Origin of the sequence: Pseudoalteromonas holothuriae, assembly GCF_945859825.1 — a bacterium.
Classification (GTDB): domain Bacteria; phylum Pseudomonadota; class Gammaproteobacteria; order Enterobacterales; family Alteromonadaceae; genus Pseudoalteromonas; species Pseudoalteromonas holothuriae.
On the sequence record NZ_CAMAPC010000029.1, the window covers coordinates 1 to 15,685 of the forward strand.

The 15,685-nt window shown below is 40.3% G+C and carries 15 protein-coding genes; 5 read left to right on the plus strand and 10 right to left on the minus strand.

Annotated features, from left to right (window positions below; genetic code table 11):
* Positions 1-44: 44 nt before the first annotated feature.
* On the plus strand, positions 45-233 hold the full coding sequence (locus tag OCI93_RS19940) for a hypothetical protein (protein ID WP_261595353.1): 189 nt from the start codon (positions 45-47) through the stop codon (positions 231-233).
* 154 nt (positions 234-387) lie between these two features.
* Here the strand turns inward: OCI93_RS19940 and OCI93_RS19945 are convergent, their stop codons facing one another.
* Together OCI93_RS19945 and OCI93_RS19950 are read right to left on the minus strand one after the other, a co-directional pair.
* Entirely contained in the window at positions 388-1,077 is a 690-nt protein-coding gene (locus OCI93_RS19945; RefSeq protein ID WP_261595354.1) for an aspartate/glutamate racemase family protein, read from the minus strand.
* 9 nt (positions 1,078-1,086) lie between these two features.
* A complete protein-coding gene (locus OCI93_RS19950) occupies positions 1,087-1,743 on the minus strand; it encodes a glutathione S-transferase family protein (RefSeq protein WP_261627142.1) in 657 nt (218 codons plus the stop codon).
* Positions 1,744-1,858: 115 nt separating this feature from the next.
* On the opposite strand from OCI93_RS19950, the gene OCI93_RS19955 reads away from it, so the two are divergent.
* Complete coding sequence (locus tag OCI93_RS19955; protein WP_261627144.1) at positions 1,859-2,731, plus strand: LysR family transcriptional regulator; 873 nt, start codon at positions 1,859-1,861, stop codon at positions 2,729-2,731.
* Between the two features lie 70 nt (positions 2,732-2,801).
* Here OCI93_RS19955 and OCI93_RS19960 read toward each other — a convergent pair whose 3' ends face one another.
* The 3 genes from OCI93_RS19960 to OCI93_RS19970 are packed head-to-tail and all read right to left on the minus strand — an operon-like array spanning position 2,802 to position 6,548.
* A complete protein-coding gene (locus OCI93_RS19960; protein WP_261627145.1) occupies positions 2,802-3,494 on the minus strand; it encodes a response regulator in 693 nt (230 codons plus the stop codon).
* Between the two features lie 13 nt (positions 3,495-3,507).
* On the minus strand, positions 3,508-5,019 hold the full coding sequence (locus OCI93_RS19965) for an ATP-binding protein (protein ID WP_261627147.1): 1,512 nt from the start codon (positions 5,017-5,019) through the stop codon (positions 3,508-3,510).
* Positions 5,020-5,027: 8 nt separating this feature from the next.
* Positions 5,028-6,548 (minus strand): cytochrome-c peroxidase, encoded by a 1,521-nt coding sequence (locus OCI93_RS19970; protein WP_261627148.1) that lies wholly within the window; start codon positions 6,546-6,548, stop codon positions 5,028-5,030.
* A gap of 378 nt (positions 6,549-6,926) precedes the next feature.
* Here OCI93_RS19970 and OCI93_RS19975 point away from each other — a divergent pair, with 378 nt between their 5' ends.
* Positions 6,927-7,811, plus strand: coding sequence for a LysR substrate-binding domain-containing protein (locus tag OCI93_RS19975; RefSeq protein ID WP_261595360.1), 885 nt, complete (start codon positions 6,927-6,929; stop codon positions 7,809-7,811).
* Here OCI93_RS19975 and OCI93_RS19980 read toward each other — a convergent pair.
* Positions 7,808-8,647, minus strand: coding sequence for an SDR family NAD(P)-dependent oxidoreductase (locus OCI93_RS19980; RefSeq protein ID WP_261627150.1), 840 nt, complete (start codon positions 8,645-8,647; stop codon positions 7,808-7,810). The genes OCI93_RS19975 and OCI93_RS19980 overlap by 4 nt on opposite strands.
* Before the next feature lie 89 nt (positions 8,648-8,736).
* Between OCI93_RS19980 and OCI93_RS19985 the strand changes: the two genes are divergently transcribed.
* On the plus strand, positions 8,737-9,174 hold the full coding sequence (locus OCI93_RS19985) for a hypothetical protein (RefSeq protein ID WP_261595362.1): 438 nt from the start codon (positions 8,737-8,739) through the stop codon (positions 9,172-9,174).
* 48 nt (positions 9,175-9,222) lie between these two features.
* Here OCI93_RS19985 and OCI93_RS19990 read toward each other — a convergent pair whose 3' ends face one another.
* The 3 genes from OCI93_RS19990 to OCI93_RS20000 form a co-directional block, all read right to left on the minus strand.
* Positions 9,223-9,633 (minus strand): GNAT family N-acetyltransferase, encoded by a 411-nt coding sequence (locus OCI93_RS19990; protein ID WP_261595363.1) that lies wholly within the window; start codon positions 9,631-9,633, stop codon positions 9,223-9,225.
* Between the two features lie 94 nt (positions 9,634-9,727).
* On the minus strand, positions 9,728-10,969 hold the full coding sequence (locus tag OCI93_RS19995; protein WP_261627151.1) for a hybrid sensor histidine kinase/response regulator: 1,242 nt from the start codon (positions 10,967-10,969) through the stop codon (positions 9,728-9,730).
* Complete coding sequence (locus tag OCI93_RS20000; RefSeq protein WP_261595365.1) at positions 10,962-13,361, minus strand: response regulator; 2,400 nt, start codon at positions 13,359-13,361, stop codon at positions 10,962-10,964. Before OCI93_RS20000 ends, OCI93_RS19995 begins: the two co-directional genes overlap by 8 nt.
* Before the next feature lie 289 nt (positions 13,362-13,650).
* On the opposite strand from OCI93_RS20000, the gene OCI93_RS20005 reads away from it, so the two are divergent.
* Complete coding sequence (locus tag OCI93_RS20005) at positions 13,651-14,346, plus strand: hypothetical protein (RefSeq protein ID WP_261595366.1); 696 nt, start codon at positions 13,651-13,653, stop codon at positions 14,344-14,346.
* Positions 14,347-14,619: 273 nt separating this feature from the next.
* Here the strand turns inward: OCI93_RS20005 and OCI93_RS20010 are convergent, their stop codons facing one another.
* A complete protein-coding gene (locus OCI93_RS20010; RefSeq protein ID WP_261595367.1) occupies positions 14,620-15,522 on the minus strand; it encodes a DMT family transporter in 903 nt (300 codons plus the stop codon).
* Positions 15,523-15,685 lie beyond the last annotated feature (163 nt).

The following is a 15,685-nucleotide window of genomic DNA, read 5'->3' on the forward strand; positions in this document are numbered from 1 at the left end:
TCACTCGTTAAAAAGCCCAAAGCTTAGGCTTGAAGGAGCACATTATGAATATCATGAATCTAACAAAAGCCGTCGGTGTTGTTGCTTTACTTGCACTGGCAGGTTGTTCAGACGGTCCAGCGGAGGATGCTGGTGAAAAAATCGATGAAATGGTAACCGATAGCAAAAACGCCATTGAAGATGCCTGTGAGAACGTTAAAGAAGCCGCTAAAGCTGAAAATGAAAACTGCTAATCAGTTTTAAACAAAATAGAATTATTAAAAGCCTCCAAAATCGTTTTGGGGGCTTTTTACATTACCAGTCGGCTTCAATTAACCACAACTTGTATATTCTCATTGCCAAAATGTGACTTACCGGCTAGTAATCAATCACGATAAGTACTGATACTTATTGCAATGCAAACTTCACAGCCGCTTGCGCATGCAACTGAGTTGTATCTAATAAGGGTAATTCACAATCAGATTGACTAATCAATAAACCTATTTCTGTACAACCTAAAATTACCGCCTGAGCGCCCTGCACCTGAAGTGCGTTTATAACGTTTAAATACTGCTGTTTGGAGTGAGTGTTAATATTACCCATACATAGCTCTTGATAAATAATATTATCAACTACGTGCTGTTCATGCTCAGGTGGAACAATCACTGACAAGCCATGCTCTCGCAGCCGCTCGATATAAAAAAGCTCTTGCATCGTAAAACGCGTACCAAGTAAAGATACTGTTTTTATCTTTTGTGCTTTTAGGCTTTCAGCCACCACATCTGCCACATGGATAATCGGCAACGAGGTATGTTTTGCAATCTCATCTACCACTTTATGCATCGTGTTCGTACAAATCACAATACATTGGGCTCCTGCTAATTCTAATCCTCTGGCAGCTTGGCCGAGTATATCACCACACCCTTGCCAATCACCTGAACGCTGTAGTACTTCTATATCTGCAAAGTTCACACTATGCAAGACTATTTTTGCTGAGCTTAATCCGCCTAACTGTGCTTTAACACCTTCATTGATAAGCCTGTAATAACTTTGAGTAGATTCCCAACTCATACCACCAAGCAACCCTATGGTTTTCATAATATATCCTTAACTAACCTCTTCACCTGCTTCATCAATTTGCACTACTTCCGTTTCTTGCAGTGCCTCAGTGATCCACTTACCTAACACAGGGCAACTTAGCACTTTATCCATATATAATCGAGCTTGTGGGTTTAGCTCTATGCCATAAGTTCTAAAACGCATGACCACAGGTGCAAACATGGCATCAGCGATTGACCACTTACCAAATAACCAACCTCCTTGGTCACGACATGCTAGCATCTGCTCACTCCAAATCTGCTCTATACGAGCAATATCATTTTTACATGCATCACTGATATTCAATTTGCGTTTAGCACGAATATTCATCGGCATTTCACTGCGTAGAGCATTAAAACCTGAGTGCATTTCACACGCTACTGCACGCGCTTTTGCTTTTTGCGCTAATGACTCTGGCCAACATTGCCCTGATAGATAAACATCATTGATATACTCACAAATAGCTAAGGAGTCCCAAACATGTATGCCATTATCAACAATACTAGGTACTTTAAGACTTGGAGTAATATCTTTTAACGCTTCATAAAATTGCGGTGTATCTAATGGCAACTTCACCTCACTATAATTTACTTTATTTTTTTCAAGCATTAACCACGCTCTTAATGACCATGATGAGTAATTTTTATTGCCAATATATAATTGCATTTTGTTCTCCTTAGTGTAATAACTGGGCGTTATTTAAACGAATAAAATCGTTACTGACTAGCGGATAATTTTGATACAACCTATCAATACTACTGATAGGTTATAGGATAAATAAATGGATATTGATGCATTAAGAAGCTTTTTGGCTTTTGTCGAAACAGGTAGCTTTACACGAGCAGCTAAGCAAGTAAATCGCACTCAATCTGCAATTAGCATGCAAATGAAAAAGCTTGAGCAAGATGTAAATAAATCGCTATTTGAAAAGCAAGGAAGGTTACTTAGCTTATCTTACGATGGACAAGTATTTGCCCGCTATGCCAAACAGCTAGTGCAGCTACATGATGACACGCTACTGCAAATGAATACCGCCAAACCTACTACATTACTGCGCCTTGGCTGCCCGGATGATTACGCCGAGTCGGTCTTGCCCACACTCGTAAAATTATTGCATACCCAATTCACAAACCTTGACCTGCAAATCAACTGCACACCCAGTAACCGTGTAAAGCTTATGATTGATAGTGGTCATTTAGACTTAGGGGTGATCACACGTTCGCCGGATTCTGAAGAAGGTTACATGTTAGAATCAGCTCAAGGATTTTGGGTATATAGCCCACAACACCAAGCTCAGCAACTGCAACCACTGCCTATTGCAATATTTCAAAGAGACTGTCGCTTTCACCAAGCTACGCTTGAAGGGCTGCATAAACAAAGTCGTGACTTTAAAATTATCGCCTGCTGTGGCAGCGCCTGCGCACTTAAGGGTATAGTGAAAAGCGGCATTGCTATCAGTGCCATGAATGAATTGAGCATTGGCGATTTGCCTAAGCTCATAGACAGCAACTTACCTAAACTACCAACAACCGATGTGGTACTAGTGAGAGCCAATAACCAGCAAAATCCAGTGTCGGACGTTTTTTGTGCGGATTTAAGCCAGCAATATCGTACAAACCACCGTCGTGATATTAATACCCAACCCATTGTTTAATGCTCTTTAAGGTTCAAGTTCGCCACACTAAAAACCGCAATTCATTCAGTGAGCGTGCGGCTTATTAAATCTACCCACTTTGTGCTTCAAACTTATAGCCTGCACCATAAATAGAATGAATAAACTCTTGCTCAGAGGCTATACTATGTAGCTTTTTGCGGATTTTCTTAATATGACTGTCGATAGTTCTATCACTAACAATATGACTATCATCATAAATATGGTCCATCAAAGTGTCTCGACTATAAATACGCCCAGGATGACCATACATTGCTTTGAGCAACAAAAATTCAACGTGAGTAAGTGATACACTCTCATTTAAAAATGATGCAAAAAGGGTTTCTTCATCCAGCTTTAGCTTACTTTCAACGTCTAAAACTTGCCCTTTTTCATTCAACGCAACGCGCCGCAATATTGCTTTAACTCTAGCCACAACCTCCTTTGGGCTATAGGGCTTGCAGATATAATCATCAGCACCAATCTCCAACCCAAGTAATCGATCTACTTCTTCGACTTTGGCTGTCATCATCACAATGGGCACATTTGAATATGTACGTATGCGCTTACAAATCTCGATGCCATCAACACTCGGTAGCATTAGGTCTAATAAAATTAAGGCGGGACACTCGCTTTTAAAAGCGGGTTCAGCATCTGCGCCATCCATTACAACATGGGAGGTAAACTCTGCTTGCGCTAAATACTTGCCTAAAATATTAGCAAGTTTGGGTTCGTCTTCTACGATTAAAATATGTTTGTTTGACACGAGGGTGGTCCATTTAATACCTCAATTTAATCATAATAGCGAGCCCACCCAATTCACTCAAGCTTACTGTGATTTCTCCATTATGTGCTTGCACGATACTTTGGCATATCGCCAAGCCTAACCCTGAACCACCAGCAGCCCTACTGCGCGCACCTTCCACACGATAGAGTCGATTAAATAATTTATCAAGCTGCGTTTGAGGTACGCCTGGCGCACTATCTTGCCAGCATATTTGGGTTACACTCTTAAACTGCGTGACTTCAACTTTTAATGTTCCTGGTTGCTGTTTTGATGAGTCGGTATAACGCAACGTGTTTTGCAGTAAATTATCAAATAGCTGGCCCAAACGCTGCTCGTCGCATTCAAGCATAATGGTGTCGCTACAACTTAAAGAAAACGCTAAGTGTGTACACTCAATTGCTTGACGATTTTTAGAAAAGGTGCGCAACAACAAATCATGCAGGTTAAGTTTTTCCATATGGTAAGTAAGTGCACCTTTATCTGATAACGAAAGCTGGTGCAAATCATCAACTAAACGCGTCAAGCGCTGAATTTCTTCATGTAAAGACATTAGCTGTTTCGGCTCGCTGGCTATTACCCCATCAATCATGCCTTCTAATTCGGCGCGAATAACAGCAATCGGTGTACGTAATTCATGTGAAATATCAGCTATCCATTGCTGGCGAGCAACTTGATTTTGCGCCAGCGTATCGGCCAATCGGTTCATATCTCGCGCAAGTAAGCCTAACTCGTCTTTGCTCTTTATATCCACTTGTGCGTCGTAATTACCCTGCGCCAGCACTTTAGCATTGCGTCGAAGCAATACTATGGGTTGCACTAAATATTTACTAAATGGGACCGCCAAAATTACGGTGACACATAAAGCGATGAGCGCGATCAGTACAAATTGCCGTTGTTGTTGCTGGGCAAACAACTGATCAAATTTATTCCCTATTAAGGCGCTACCTGCCACACCCAAATAAGCAATTACTTGCTGGCGTTGAGGCGCTGCTAAGTGATCGGTTTTATAAACCGGAAACCAAAAAGTATTCTGCATACTGCGCTCCCTGCCCATAACAAGCACACCGTTTGCATCTTTGAGTAGCAAACGACCGCCCGCCGGTCCTCTTGGCTGCCCTCGCGGCCTCATTGTTTGCTCTTCGCCTTGATAACGGCGCTTAGGAGCTGGTCTCATTTGCGGTTCATCTGCGTAACGACGTTTTGGAGGAGGCCGTGTATCTCTTCGCTCTCGCTTCGCCTCTCCTCCTTCTAAATCGTAATAAAAATGTACTATGCTGTCCCACTCAGCTGACCCTTTATAAACCCATTCGAGTGACTCATACTGTTCATAAGTTTTTGCAAAGCGTGCAATCACATCACGTAACTGCGCTCTAGAGGTGTTTTCAATATATTGCGAAAAGCTTTTTTCAAACGCGAATTTATTAGCTAAATAAATAGCCAAGACTAAAGCTGTATTGGCTATTAATATAATTAACAATAGTTTGACGCGAATGGTCATTTTCATAATAAAAATTATCCACCAGTTAGACGTGCTGTACGCAAACGCAAATTATCTGGGTTTGGGGTTGAGTGATTAGGCATCCACTTTTTTATACACCGCTTATCTTTAGCGCACTTATCCGTTAACGTATGTAAAAAGGCCACAAGATCTTTCTGTTGCTGTGGTGCTAAGTTTGCCGCCACAAAAGGAGAAGCACGCAACAGCTGCAATGCCATATCAGTATTTTCTCTTGCCTGTTGGTTAAGTGTCTCACACTGCGCGCTCAAGGCAAACTGCTTTAAACCACATGCGCCACCTCGTTGAAAAAACTGCTCAATCGTTTGCTCTGGGTTTGAATAATGACTAACTACTTGCGCTAAATTTTCGTATGCCCCAGCATGACTATAAGGAGCCGTTAATGTTACATTGAGTAAACTTGGTACACGAAATGCAAATTGATTACTTGGTTGTGAATCAATCGCAGCACGACCAATATCAGCAAAATTTTCATCTGTACCAATCCCGTATTGTGGAAACGCTAAGTTGAAAAAACCATCATTAGTGAACCTATCCCCACTGTGACAATTTACACACCCTGCTCCACCATCTGCGATTTGAGTGAAAAATAGCTTTGCTCCTTGCTTTTGTTGCTCAGACAAAGCTTTAAGATCACCGCGTACGTAACGGTGCCAATCGGTATTGATCATCACCATTGAAGACTGATATTGCCCCAGTGCAAAAGCGATGTTGTCAAAAGTGATCAGTGACTGAGCCTCATCTTGAGAGTTAAACGCTTCACGAAACACTTGCAACCAATCATTGGTCGCTAAACTACCCTGCCCATCTGCGTAGTCACCAATACGCTGTGCTAAGTGAGTACGAACCTGTTCATTGGTCGTAGCATTTACAAATGCCTCTGCGCGCATTTCCTCGCGAGATGTCACAGGAAACCGCGCGAGCGTACTCACCAAAGAGTCACCTGCTTGTTCATCAGGTTGATTAAACCCTGAATCAGGTGTGCTAATAAAGCTGACTTCATTACCTTGCTCATCAGTGGTAATAACTCGTTCAACTCTTCCATCCCAAAACAAAGAGTTATTTGCAAAGCCCGTATTAAAAATAGTGGGAGAATTACGGGGAATGTTTATTTCATCATTTACAGCCTTACGATTAGGGCCTACTACATTTGGGTCAACCGCATTGGTGCCAATAGGCAAAGACAAGCTATCTGCACCACCTAATCTGGGGTCATGACAACTAGCACAGGCCACCGTTTTCTCCCCCCCCAATGCTTTGGTAAAAAATAGTTGCATACCCAGTTGTGCCATTGGGTCTGAAATTTTAGGTAACTCTTTTGCACCTTCAACATGGCCTGTTAACCCATGTTGTGAGATCAATGTTGATAGCTCGTGATCTAACGGCGTTTTAGCTTGCATGTTAGGAGGTTGATGCATCGGAGGCAGCGCTCTTGGTTTTGCATTAACCGCTGATATATGTAATACACTCAATACAGCTAACAGCATGGCTGCATGCTTCAAATTTGCCTTGTTCATAGTCACTCCAAACCCTATTGTGTTGTAAAGCTAAACAGTGGCAAGCAAAAGTGCAGCAAATGTGAAAGCATTGATTTATTTCATTCCCTTTTCAAGTTAATTTTGCCTTTAGAAATAACCATAAATATTAACTAATAATTATTTCAATTTACTCATATCACAAAGTTGCATCTTTTTACTCATATCAATAATGAACCGCGATAACTTAGAATGAGCCGAAGTAAGTTGCTTTGTTGATGAATTGCTTGTGTTTTTATGTTTAGGTACTGTTTCATTGCTCACTTTAACGCTTCCTGTATTTATTGAACTCAGCTATTATCAACAAGAAACGAGTGTTTTCCGAACGATTATTTCTAACACATAATATAAGATGAACTAATGTTTAAAGAGCTAAGCCACTTTACTGCGCTACGTTGTGTAGAAGCTGCTGCACGTCATAAAAGCTACAGTCTAGCTGCGAAGGAGCTGTTTGTGACGCAAGCTGCGGTCAGTCAGCAAATAAGAGCCTTAGAGTCACACTTGGGATGTAAACTCTTCTATCGCCAAGGTCGCGGTATGCAACCAACCCCACAATGCAAGCACCTTGCTCAGTCACTATCACATAATTTTGAAGAGATTGTAGCCAATGTACGCCAAGCAACCTGCGAGCCGCTTGAAGGAACACTAACAATCACTACAACACAATCATTTGCATCTATGATCCTCATTCCAAATATGTGGCGTTTTTCTAAAGCGCATCCAGATATAGCCATTCGTGTACTGGTATCGCCAAATGTAGAAGATATTAAACATGGTGAAGTTGATGTTGCCATTCGTTATGGCCATTCACTATTTGCTGGTTTAGAGCAAGAAATTATCCTAGATGACCAACTAGTGCCACTGTGCTCACCCTCTTTTGCTGAACAAGAAAACCTTCATAACATAAATAATATGTCTCACTGTCAACTTGTCTATTACTCGTTTACCGACTACTGGCAAAGTTGGTTTTCTCAAGCAGGTATTAAACGTAACGACGATAAAAGCCAATGGCTTGAAGTGAGTAATATGGATTTCGCGCTTAGCGCTGTTATGACCGGACATGGCATTTGTTTAGGCTCTGCGACGCAAGCTAAGCATTACCTAAAACAAGGGCTGCTTGTGCAACCATATGATGTTTGCTGCGAGCCGAGTGTCCGTTACAGCTTTTTACATAATCCAAATTCACCTCGAGTTGCGAGGATACAAATCTTTAAAGACTGGTTATTAACTCAACTTCAAAACTAGTCTAACTTATTCATGCTGCGGTATTTTTGTTTGTTTTTGGCACCGATACGATATAGCAGCCCTCTTATCGCTCGACGAAAGCGCGGGAACAAGTAACTAAGTGTGGCCAGCTTACCGCTAATGCTCGGCATCGCAATTTCAGCTTCACTTGAGTGACTTAGTGTTAATATAGCATTCGCAACTTGCTGTGCACTACTCATAGGCTGCGAATAAACAATATCTTCTACCTGATCAATTTCTTGCATGATAAAACCCGTATTGATAGGCCCTGGCGATACAACCGCTACATTAGTTTTACTGTTTATTAGTTCATCATGCAAAGCATAGGTAAATGCACGTAGCCCAGCCTTTGTGCCACTGTAACTTGCTGCACCTTGTAATGGCGTAAGTCCTGCCAACGACCCAACCATAACAATGGCGTTTTGCGCTGTGCTTTGCATATGTTTAATTGCCAATGCACTCAATACCATAGGCGCACGCATATTCACATCTACCATCGCAGCCACTTGCTGTGCACTTAGGTTGCTAAAGTTGCCACGGTGATGGAGCCCTGCATTGTTAACCAACACATTTATAAAATTAAACTTCTCAATAGTGCGAGCAATGATGCGCTCACAATCACTCAGTGACGCAACATCAGCTTGAATTAACAATGTATGACATTGCGCATACCCAGCTAGCTGCGCTTTTACTTGCTCAAGAGGCTCAAGGTTTCTTGCCACCAGTACTAAATTAACACCAGTGGGGTGAGCTTTGGCATAGGCATGAGCACACGCTTCTCCCACACCTTTTGATGCGCCAGTAATAACAATTGTTGGTTGAATGCTTTGGTCCATTGTGTTTGCTCTACGTTAGTCATACTATGATTTAAAATACACTATAGATGTAGTTGCTTAACGCACTCAACTTAAAAGGATAATTAGGTATGTCCAAGACAGTGAAAGCCAGTTTATTATTTTGTGCCATCATGGCACTTATCACCGCAATTGCACACTTAAGCTGTATTGGTATTGGAGTGCAGTGCTACCGAGCACAACTTGCGCCACAATTTATTATTAACTCTGCTAAGCAAGGAACTTGGCATGCCCCCGTCATTACACTCACTCTGAGCTGTTTATTTGCCCTCTGTGGCGCATATGCATTGGCTGCAATGAAGTTAATTCGCCAGCTGCCATTGCAACAACTAGCCCTGCTAACACTGGCTATTATATGCTTGATTAGAGGCCTTGCTGCCATACCGCTGAGTATAATTTACTGGCAACAAACGACTGTTTTTTCATTAATTGCCAGTGTTATTTGGTTTTTTTGTGGCTGTGGCTATGCATTAGGCTGGTACGCTTCTCGTTCAAAAAAACTAAGTTAACGTATAAGTAACTTGAAGCGGTACTGTAAATGAACGACATAAACAACATTATATAAACTTACTCATGCCAAGTCCCAACGGCTCTCCTGTTCGCAGTATATAATCATACTGCTCATAAAAGGCCTCTTTTCCCTTGGCTGACAACAGCGCTACCGTCGCACCTGCTTTTGCATTTGCACAGAGGAACCTTTCTATTTCATACATCACGGCATGTCCAAGCCCTTCGCCTTGATAATCTGGTGCCACCACCACATCTTGAATATAATAAAATAGCCCACCATCTCCTAGCACTCGGCCCATCGCAATTAAAATATCTTTATGGCGAATGGTCACATGAAACAAAGAATTATTTAGGCCCGTTTGCGCCAAAATTTCATCCGTTGCACCCCAGCCCACCTTTTCTCGCAGTAATACAAACTCACTTGCTAATGGGGCTGTATGATTAATTTGATAAGTCATTTTATTCCGAGCTTATAATTTTAGGGTTCAAAAGTTATTTTACACTGTATAAATGCACCATAAACGAGTTACAAGGCTACTAAAACTGGAACAGTTACTTATTTTTTGTACTTATATACAAAGGTAAAGTAATGTAAAACTCTGTCCCCTTTCCTAGCTGACTCGTCACCTTGATACCACCTTGCAAGTGTTGTTCAATTAAGTTCTTTACAATAAACAGACCAAGCCCACTGCCACCAGAGCCCAAACGCGTTGAGTAATACTTTTCAAATATTTTACTCAGTTTTTCCCCTTCAATGCCTTGACCATCATCCGATACTTTTAAGATAGCCTCTTGCTCTTTTTGCTCTACATTAATATTAATCGAACCATGGCTATTGTCATCAAAGGCATGGATCAATGCATTATTGATAAGATTAATTAAAACCTGAGATAACGCCCCCATATCTGACGTAATTTGTATCGTAACTGGGCAATTAATTGTTACGCTATGAGGCGAACGCTTCAGTTTAGGATGTAACACTCGCTCAATATCGTGTAAGTAATCGGCTAAATTACATTGCACAATTGCACCACTAAACTCCCCAACTACAATATGCTTAAAGCTATTAATTAAGTTCATTGCATTGTTTAAATTCGACAAAACAATGTCGTAGCTTTGTGCCGTATTATCAATAAAGCCTTGTAAATCACTTTTTGCTAGCGTTTTTTGCTGAACTTGCTGGTTCAGCTGCTTTTGTTTTTCATCAAGGTGACTAATCGCCGTACTAATAACGCTTAGTGGCGTACCTAGTTCATGAGTTAACTCTCCAACCATTTCTCCTATGTGACTAAATTGCTGTGAAGTTTCTAATTGCTGCTCTTTTAATTTAGATAGCTTCTCAAGTTCTAGAGTTTTATCGCGTAATGTAGAGATAAGCTCATCTCTTAAGTTGATTAATGCTTGTAATTGCAAATGAGTCGACACTCTTGCTAATAGTTCTTCTTGGCGAATCGGCTTAGTTACATAATCAACTGCCCCCACACTAAACGCTTCAACTATATCGCTCAGTTCAGCTTTACCTGTAACAAATATAACAGGCACATCTTTAACCCTATCCAAAGATTTTAAGCGCCGACACGTTTCAAACCCATCAATACCCGGCATCATCACATCTAGCAAAATTAAGTGCGGTAGAAAGATGGTAGCTATGTTAATCGCTTCCTTGCCTGAAGTAGCAAAAGCCACATCGTACCCTTCAGCTTCCAAAAAACGGGTTAATAACTCTAGGTTTTCAGCTTTGTCATCAACAATTAAAATCCTGCAATTATTGAGTGAGACTAGATCATCATCCATCTTTTACCTCATTAAGCGCAGCTATAAGGCCTGCCATATCAAACTTACTTATAAAATTAGCCAAATATTGCGCAAGCTGCTTATTGTTTGGCTGCTCTTTTTCGATTTTTTGTAAAATCTGTTTAATTTTAGAAGTTCCATTAATTTGCGCTGACAGTTTTAACTGCTCTAACTGTTCATGAGGTAAAGAAAAGCCAGAAGGGTCTATCGTACTGAGATCAGGAGGCTTTGGTATCGCGTCATCTTGCGCTTGCTCAAATTCAAAATGCGCTGGAAAGTAAGATGCTAACAAATCAAATATTTGCTCAATGGTGTAAGGCTTGCCAACAAACTCATCAAAACCAATGCTTAAATAGTGCTGCACTTCATGATGCAAACTGAACGCAGAAATAGCAATACACTTTAGTTCGCTAAGCTGTAATTCACCACGAATGATCTGCACAGCTTCATCACCACGCATTACTGGCATTAACAAATCTAAAAATACAATATCAAACTTTTGCTGTTTAATTTTGTCGACTGCCTGCTGACCATCCTCTGCATACTCAACATAGATACCGCACGACGTTAAAGTTTGCCCTAATATTTCTCGATTATAGGCAACATCATCTACACACAATGCCCGCAAAGCTTTATCCGGCAAAAGTGTTAACTGAGCTAAATCTGATTGCTTGCTTTGTGAAAAGTCTAACTCAGCAGAATCAAGGGTAAGACTAAATGAAAAACAACTACCCTGATCTATAGTTGACTCAACTTCAAGTTTACTCCCCATCATCGCAACTTGCTTACTAGATATACACAGCCCTAAACCAGTTCCTCCTTTTTCTACCCCCGCACTCCCTTGGGTAAAGCTAGTAAAAAGATTTTGCAATTCTTGCGCTGATATTCCGGGGCCCGTATCATGTACCTCAAAGTGGTAAGTATTATCACCGACCATCGAGTACACGAGTTTAATTTCACCACTATCCGTAAATTTTACCGCATTACCCAATAAGTTTATTAACACCTGTCTAATCTTACCTTGATCTCCATGTACGCCAATTGCACTATTAACTTTATCTTCTAGGCACCAAGTAAGTTGCTTTTGCTCACATTTGAGTTTGAACATGTTACTGAGATCTTCCAATAAGCTAGTCAGCTCAAAGTCTGTCAAATTTAACTTACTAGAACCTGCCTCTATTTTTGAAATATCGAGCACATCATTAATAATATCAAGCAAGTGGTTACCTGCTCGAATCACTTTATTCATTGTTGTTTTATGGTGTTGAGGTAAATCTTTGGCACGTTCCATTAATTGAGCAAACCCCAGTATTGCATTAAGTGGCGTGCGTATTTCATGGCTCATATTAGATAGGAACATACTTTTTGCTAGATTAGCTTGCTCGGCACGCTCTCGAGCGGCATTTAGCTCAGCGGTACGCTCGCTAACCTGATTTTCTAACTCTATATTATTATCACTTAATCTGGCTTGTAGCTGGCTATTACACCATGCTATCTCAATGTTTTGTCCCAAGTTTAAAAGTAAAAGCTCTTCTTGTTCATCTATATCATTAATATATTGCGCAATAGCAAACAAAGTGATGTCGCTCTGCTTTTCACCAATATATAAAATGGCAAAGTTTTGAATGACAGCACTGTGATAAAATGTTGAATTATATTTAGCAATAAATAACTCAAACACAGACTTTGGCATATCTAGAGTCGTGTTTTGTGGCATGTTTACCTCAAAGCACATCGTATTATGATTAAGCTGTGCAATAAATGAAGTAACAGGACTTGGTTCAAACTGCTGACTAAGTGGCAAGGTTTCAGCTAATAACTGCAGCGTTTTAATATCAAATTCAACTAACTCAGATTCACTTAATAATGAGTTAGTACATTTTATAATTTTATTTAATCCCGATTGCACACATTGGGTTTTTTCTAAATGCTGAAAAGTTCGCAATGCAACCAATACAGCGGCTTTTAATTTACTGCTAGTGAGTTCAGTTTTAGTTTTGTAGTCATTAACATCGTAGTCACGAGTGATTTCTGATTCTGGTGCCATACCCGGTTGCCCTGTACGCAAAATAATACGCACTTTGCTATTTTTTTCTATTTCTCTTACATACCTTGCAAAATCCAGCCCTGCTTCTGCCGTTTCCATTACAACATCGAGTAAAATAAGTGCCGTATCAGGGTTATCAGCTAGCACCACTTGAGCCTGTTCACCACTGTGAGCATGCAAAAATATAAGACCTCTGTCATCAAATTGCATTTGTGCTAATACAAGCTTAGATATTTGATGAATATCTTCCTCATCATCAACTATCAGTATTTTCCATGGGGGCTTTATCGCGGTTTCTTCTGGCTCACTCTCTGCACTGAATAAAATTGAATCATCATCAAACATAGGACACCTCATTTAGTGATCCAAGTTTTAAGTGTAGTGAAAGAATCAAAAAATTTGATACTATATTTATAAATTATAATTACACATTACACCTGCCAAGCTTACTTACCGTGCTTAAAAAATAAATAACATTCTTGAGTCACAGGGTTAGTTTTCAAAACCACACACTGCGAACAATTAAAGTTGTCAACATTAATCGGAAAAACCCTTAGATCTATGATAATACTCCCTTTTTATGGTTAATTGTTCTACACTGAATATAACTAGCTGAGGAAATTTTGGTAGCACTATGAATGAACAACCGTCAGTACAATCATTTATCGATTTAATTAAACATCAGGATGCACAAGCACTTGCCACGTTATATACCAAAAGCAGTAATAATGAGAATATTGCACAGCTCAAGTGCCTATATCAACAAGCTATGGGGGAGCAATCTCGCTATCAATTTTTTCAAGACTTGGTAACCTCTTTTTTTGAAAAAAAACCTATGCCAGAAGCACTAATTATAGCCATCAGCGATATTGATAAATTAACATTCTTTACGCCAGCATTAAGTGCAAGCGAAGGTTTTTCGCTTCAAAATGAACAAAGCAATACACTTTTACATACGCTATTAGGTCATGAAAAATGTATTCAACCTCCTTTTAACTATATTCGCTCTTTACTACTGTTTGAACGCAACGAATCCTTAGCCAAGGCTTTAGCTACAAGGAATAAACAGCAACTGCTGCCAATGGAGTGTTATCTAGCATTTAACCCATGCTTTGAACCCTTAGTTGATCATGAGCTTACTGCTGCACTTGCTCTGCTCGAAGCACAAACTAAGCAAGTACCTAGTGAAATAAGCACCTTAAGTCTAATATGTAACCTCTTGAAGAAAAATACTAATTTGAATTCGCTAAACAGCAACAACCACCGTATTTTGCTACTTGGTGCCGCATTTGAATGTGCAAATGAAGATGTGATGACTTTACTGCTTTAACACTACCTTATACCAACTTTATTAAAGCATTGAGCATTTATTTAATGTAATTGGTATAAGAGGTTTATTTATCCCACAGCCTACATTTTATAATAACAAACTTCATGATGTAAAATATGCGTGATGCAAGCTCATACATTGCACGAGCCGCCATTTGTTCTGCAATATAATGGCGGCTCGCAATAGTCTAAAACCATGGTGTCCTCTAAATATCGAGGCCCAACTCTGAGCACTTACTTCAGCACCTGTGGCATATAAAGTATTTATAACCTATTATTTTACGGCCTGCTTATTACTCAAGCGATGCCAATTGATATGCTCACCAAACTGAAACATGGCTAAGCTGAAAATGATAATTGCAGCCCCAAATAACAAACTACCCGTTAACTTTTCATTATTTAGCCATGCACCTAATCCAATCGCAAACCCCGGAGTGATCAGCGTTGACAGTGCAACGGTACTGGCAGAGAGCCTTTGCAAAACATGAAAATAAGCTAAAAAGCCTAATAAAGAGCCAACCACGCCTAAATATACAGTTGCCCAAACTGATTTCATATGCCAATGCTCCATAGCAATCGAGCCATCAAGTAACAACCAAACACACGCAAACATAGGAGTAACAAACAGCAAAGCACCAAATGTTGTTGCCATTGGGTGAACTTCAACTTTAACTCGTTTTATCATAATGCCACTTAAGCTAAAGCTACATACCGCTAAAAAAACATAACCTAGCCCTAATGGCGCTAAATTAAATTGCAGCACTTGAGTAGAACAAATCAAATACAAACCACCTAGCGCCATTGCCAAAGAAAACATCTTAATTGGCGTAAACTTTGCCTCCCCCAACAACTTTTGGGCAAGTAAACCTGAGAGGATTGGGGCCAGCCCAAAAATAAGTGATATCACTCCTGAGGGGACAGTTTGTGCAGCCAAATAACTAAATGACATACCACCTAATATGCCCAACGATGAATATAGATAGAGCGTGCATGCTCGCCTATGCCAAGGTACACGAATTTTACTAATTGCTACAACAAGCCCAGCCAAAACTAACGCTATCATCATTCGCAGTAACACACTCAAAGTGGGTGGCATGGTCTCACTGCTCCATACAATCCCCAGCGGAGTAGTAGACCAAACGAAGATCACAAATAAATATGATGCCTGAACGGGCATAATTTAAGTCCTTGTTTCTAAGATGATAAAAGTGGAGGGGGAGCTTGTAAGACCTCTAGCCGCTTCTATCATCGCGGTTAGAGTAAAACAATTAACCGCAGTGCACACGCCCAAGCATGACAGCTAAATTAAGCAGCCATGATTGCAGGTTGTGTAAACGCGT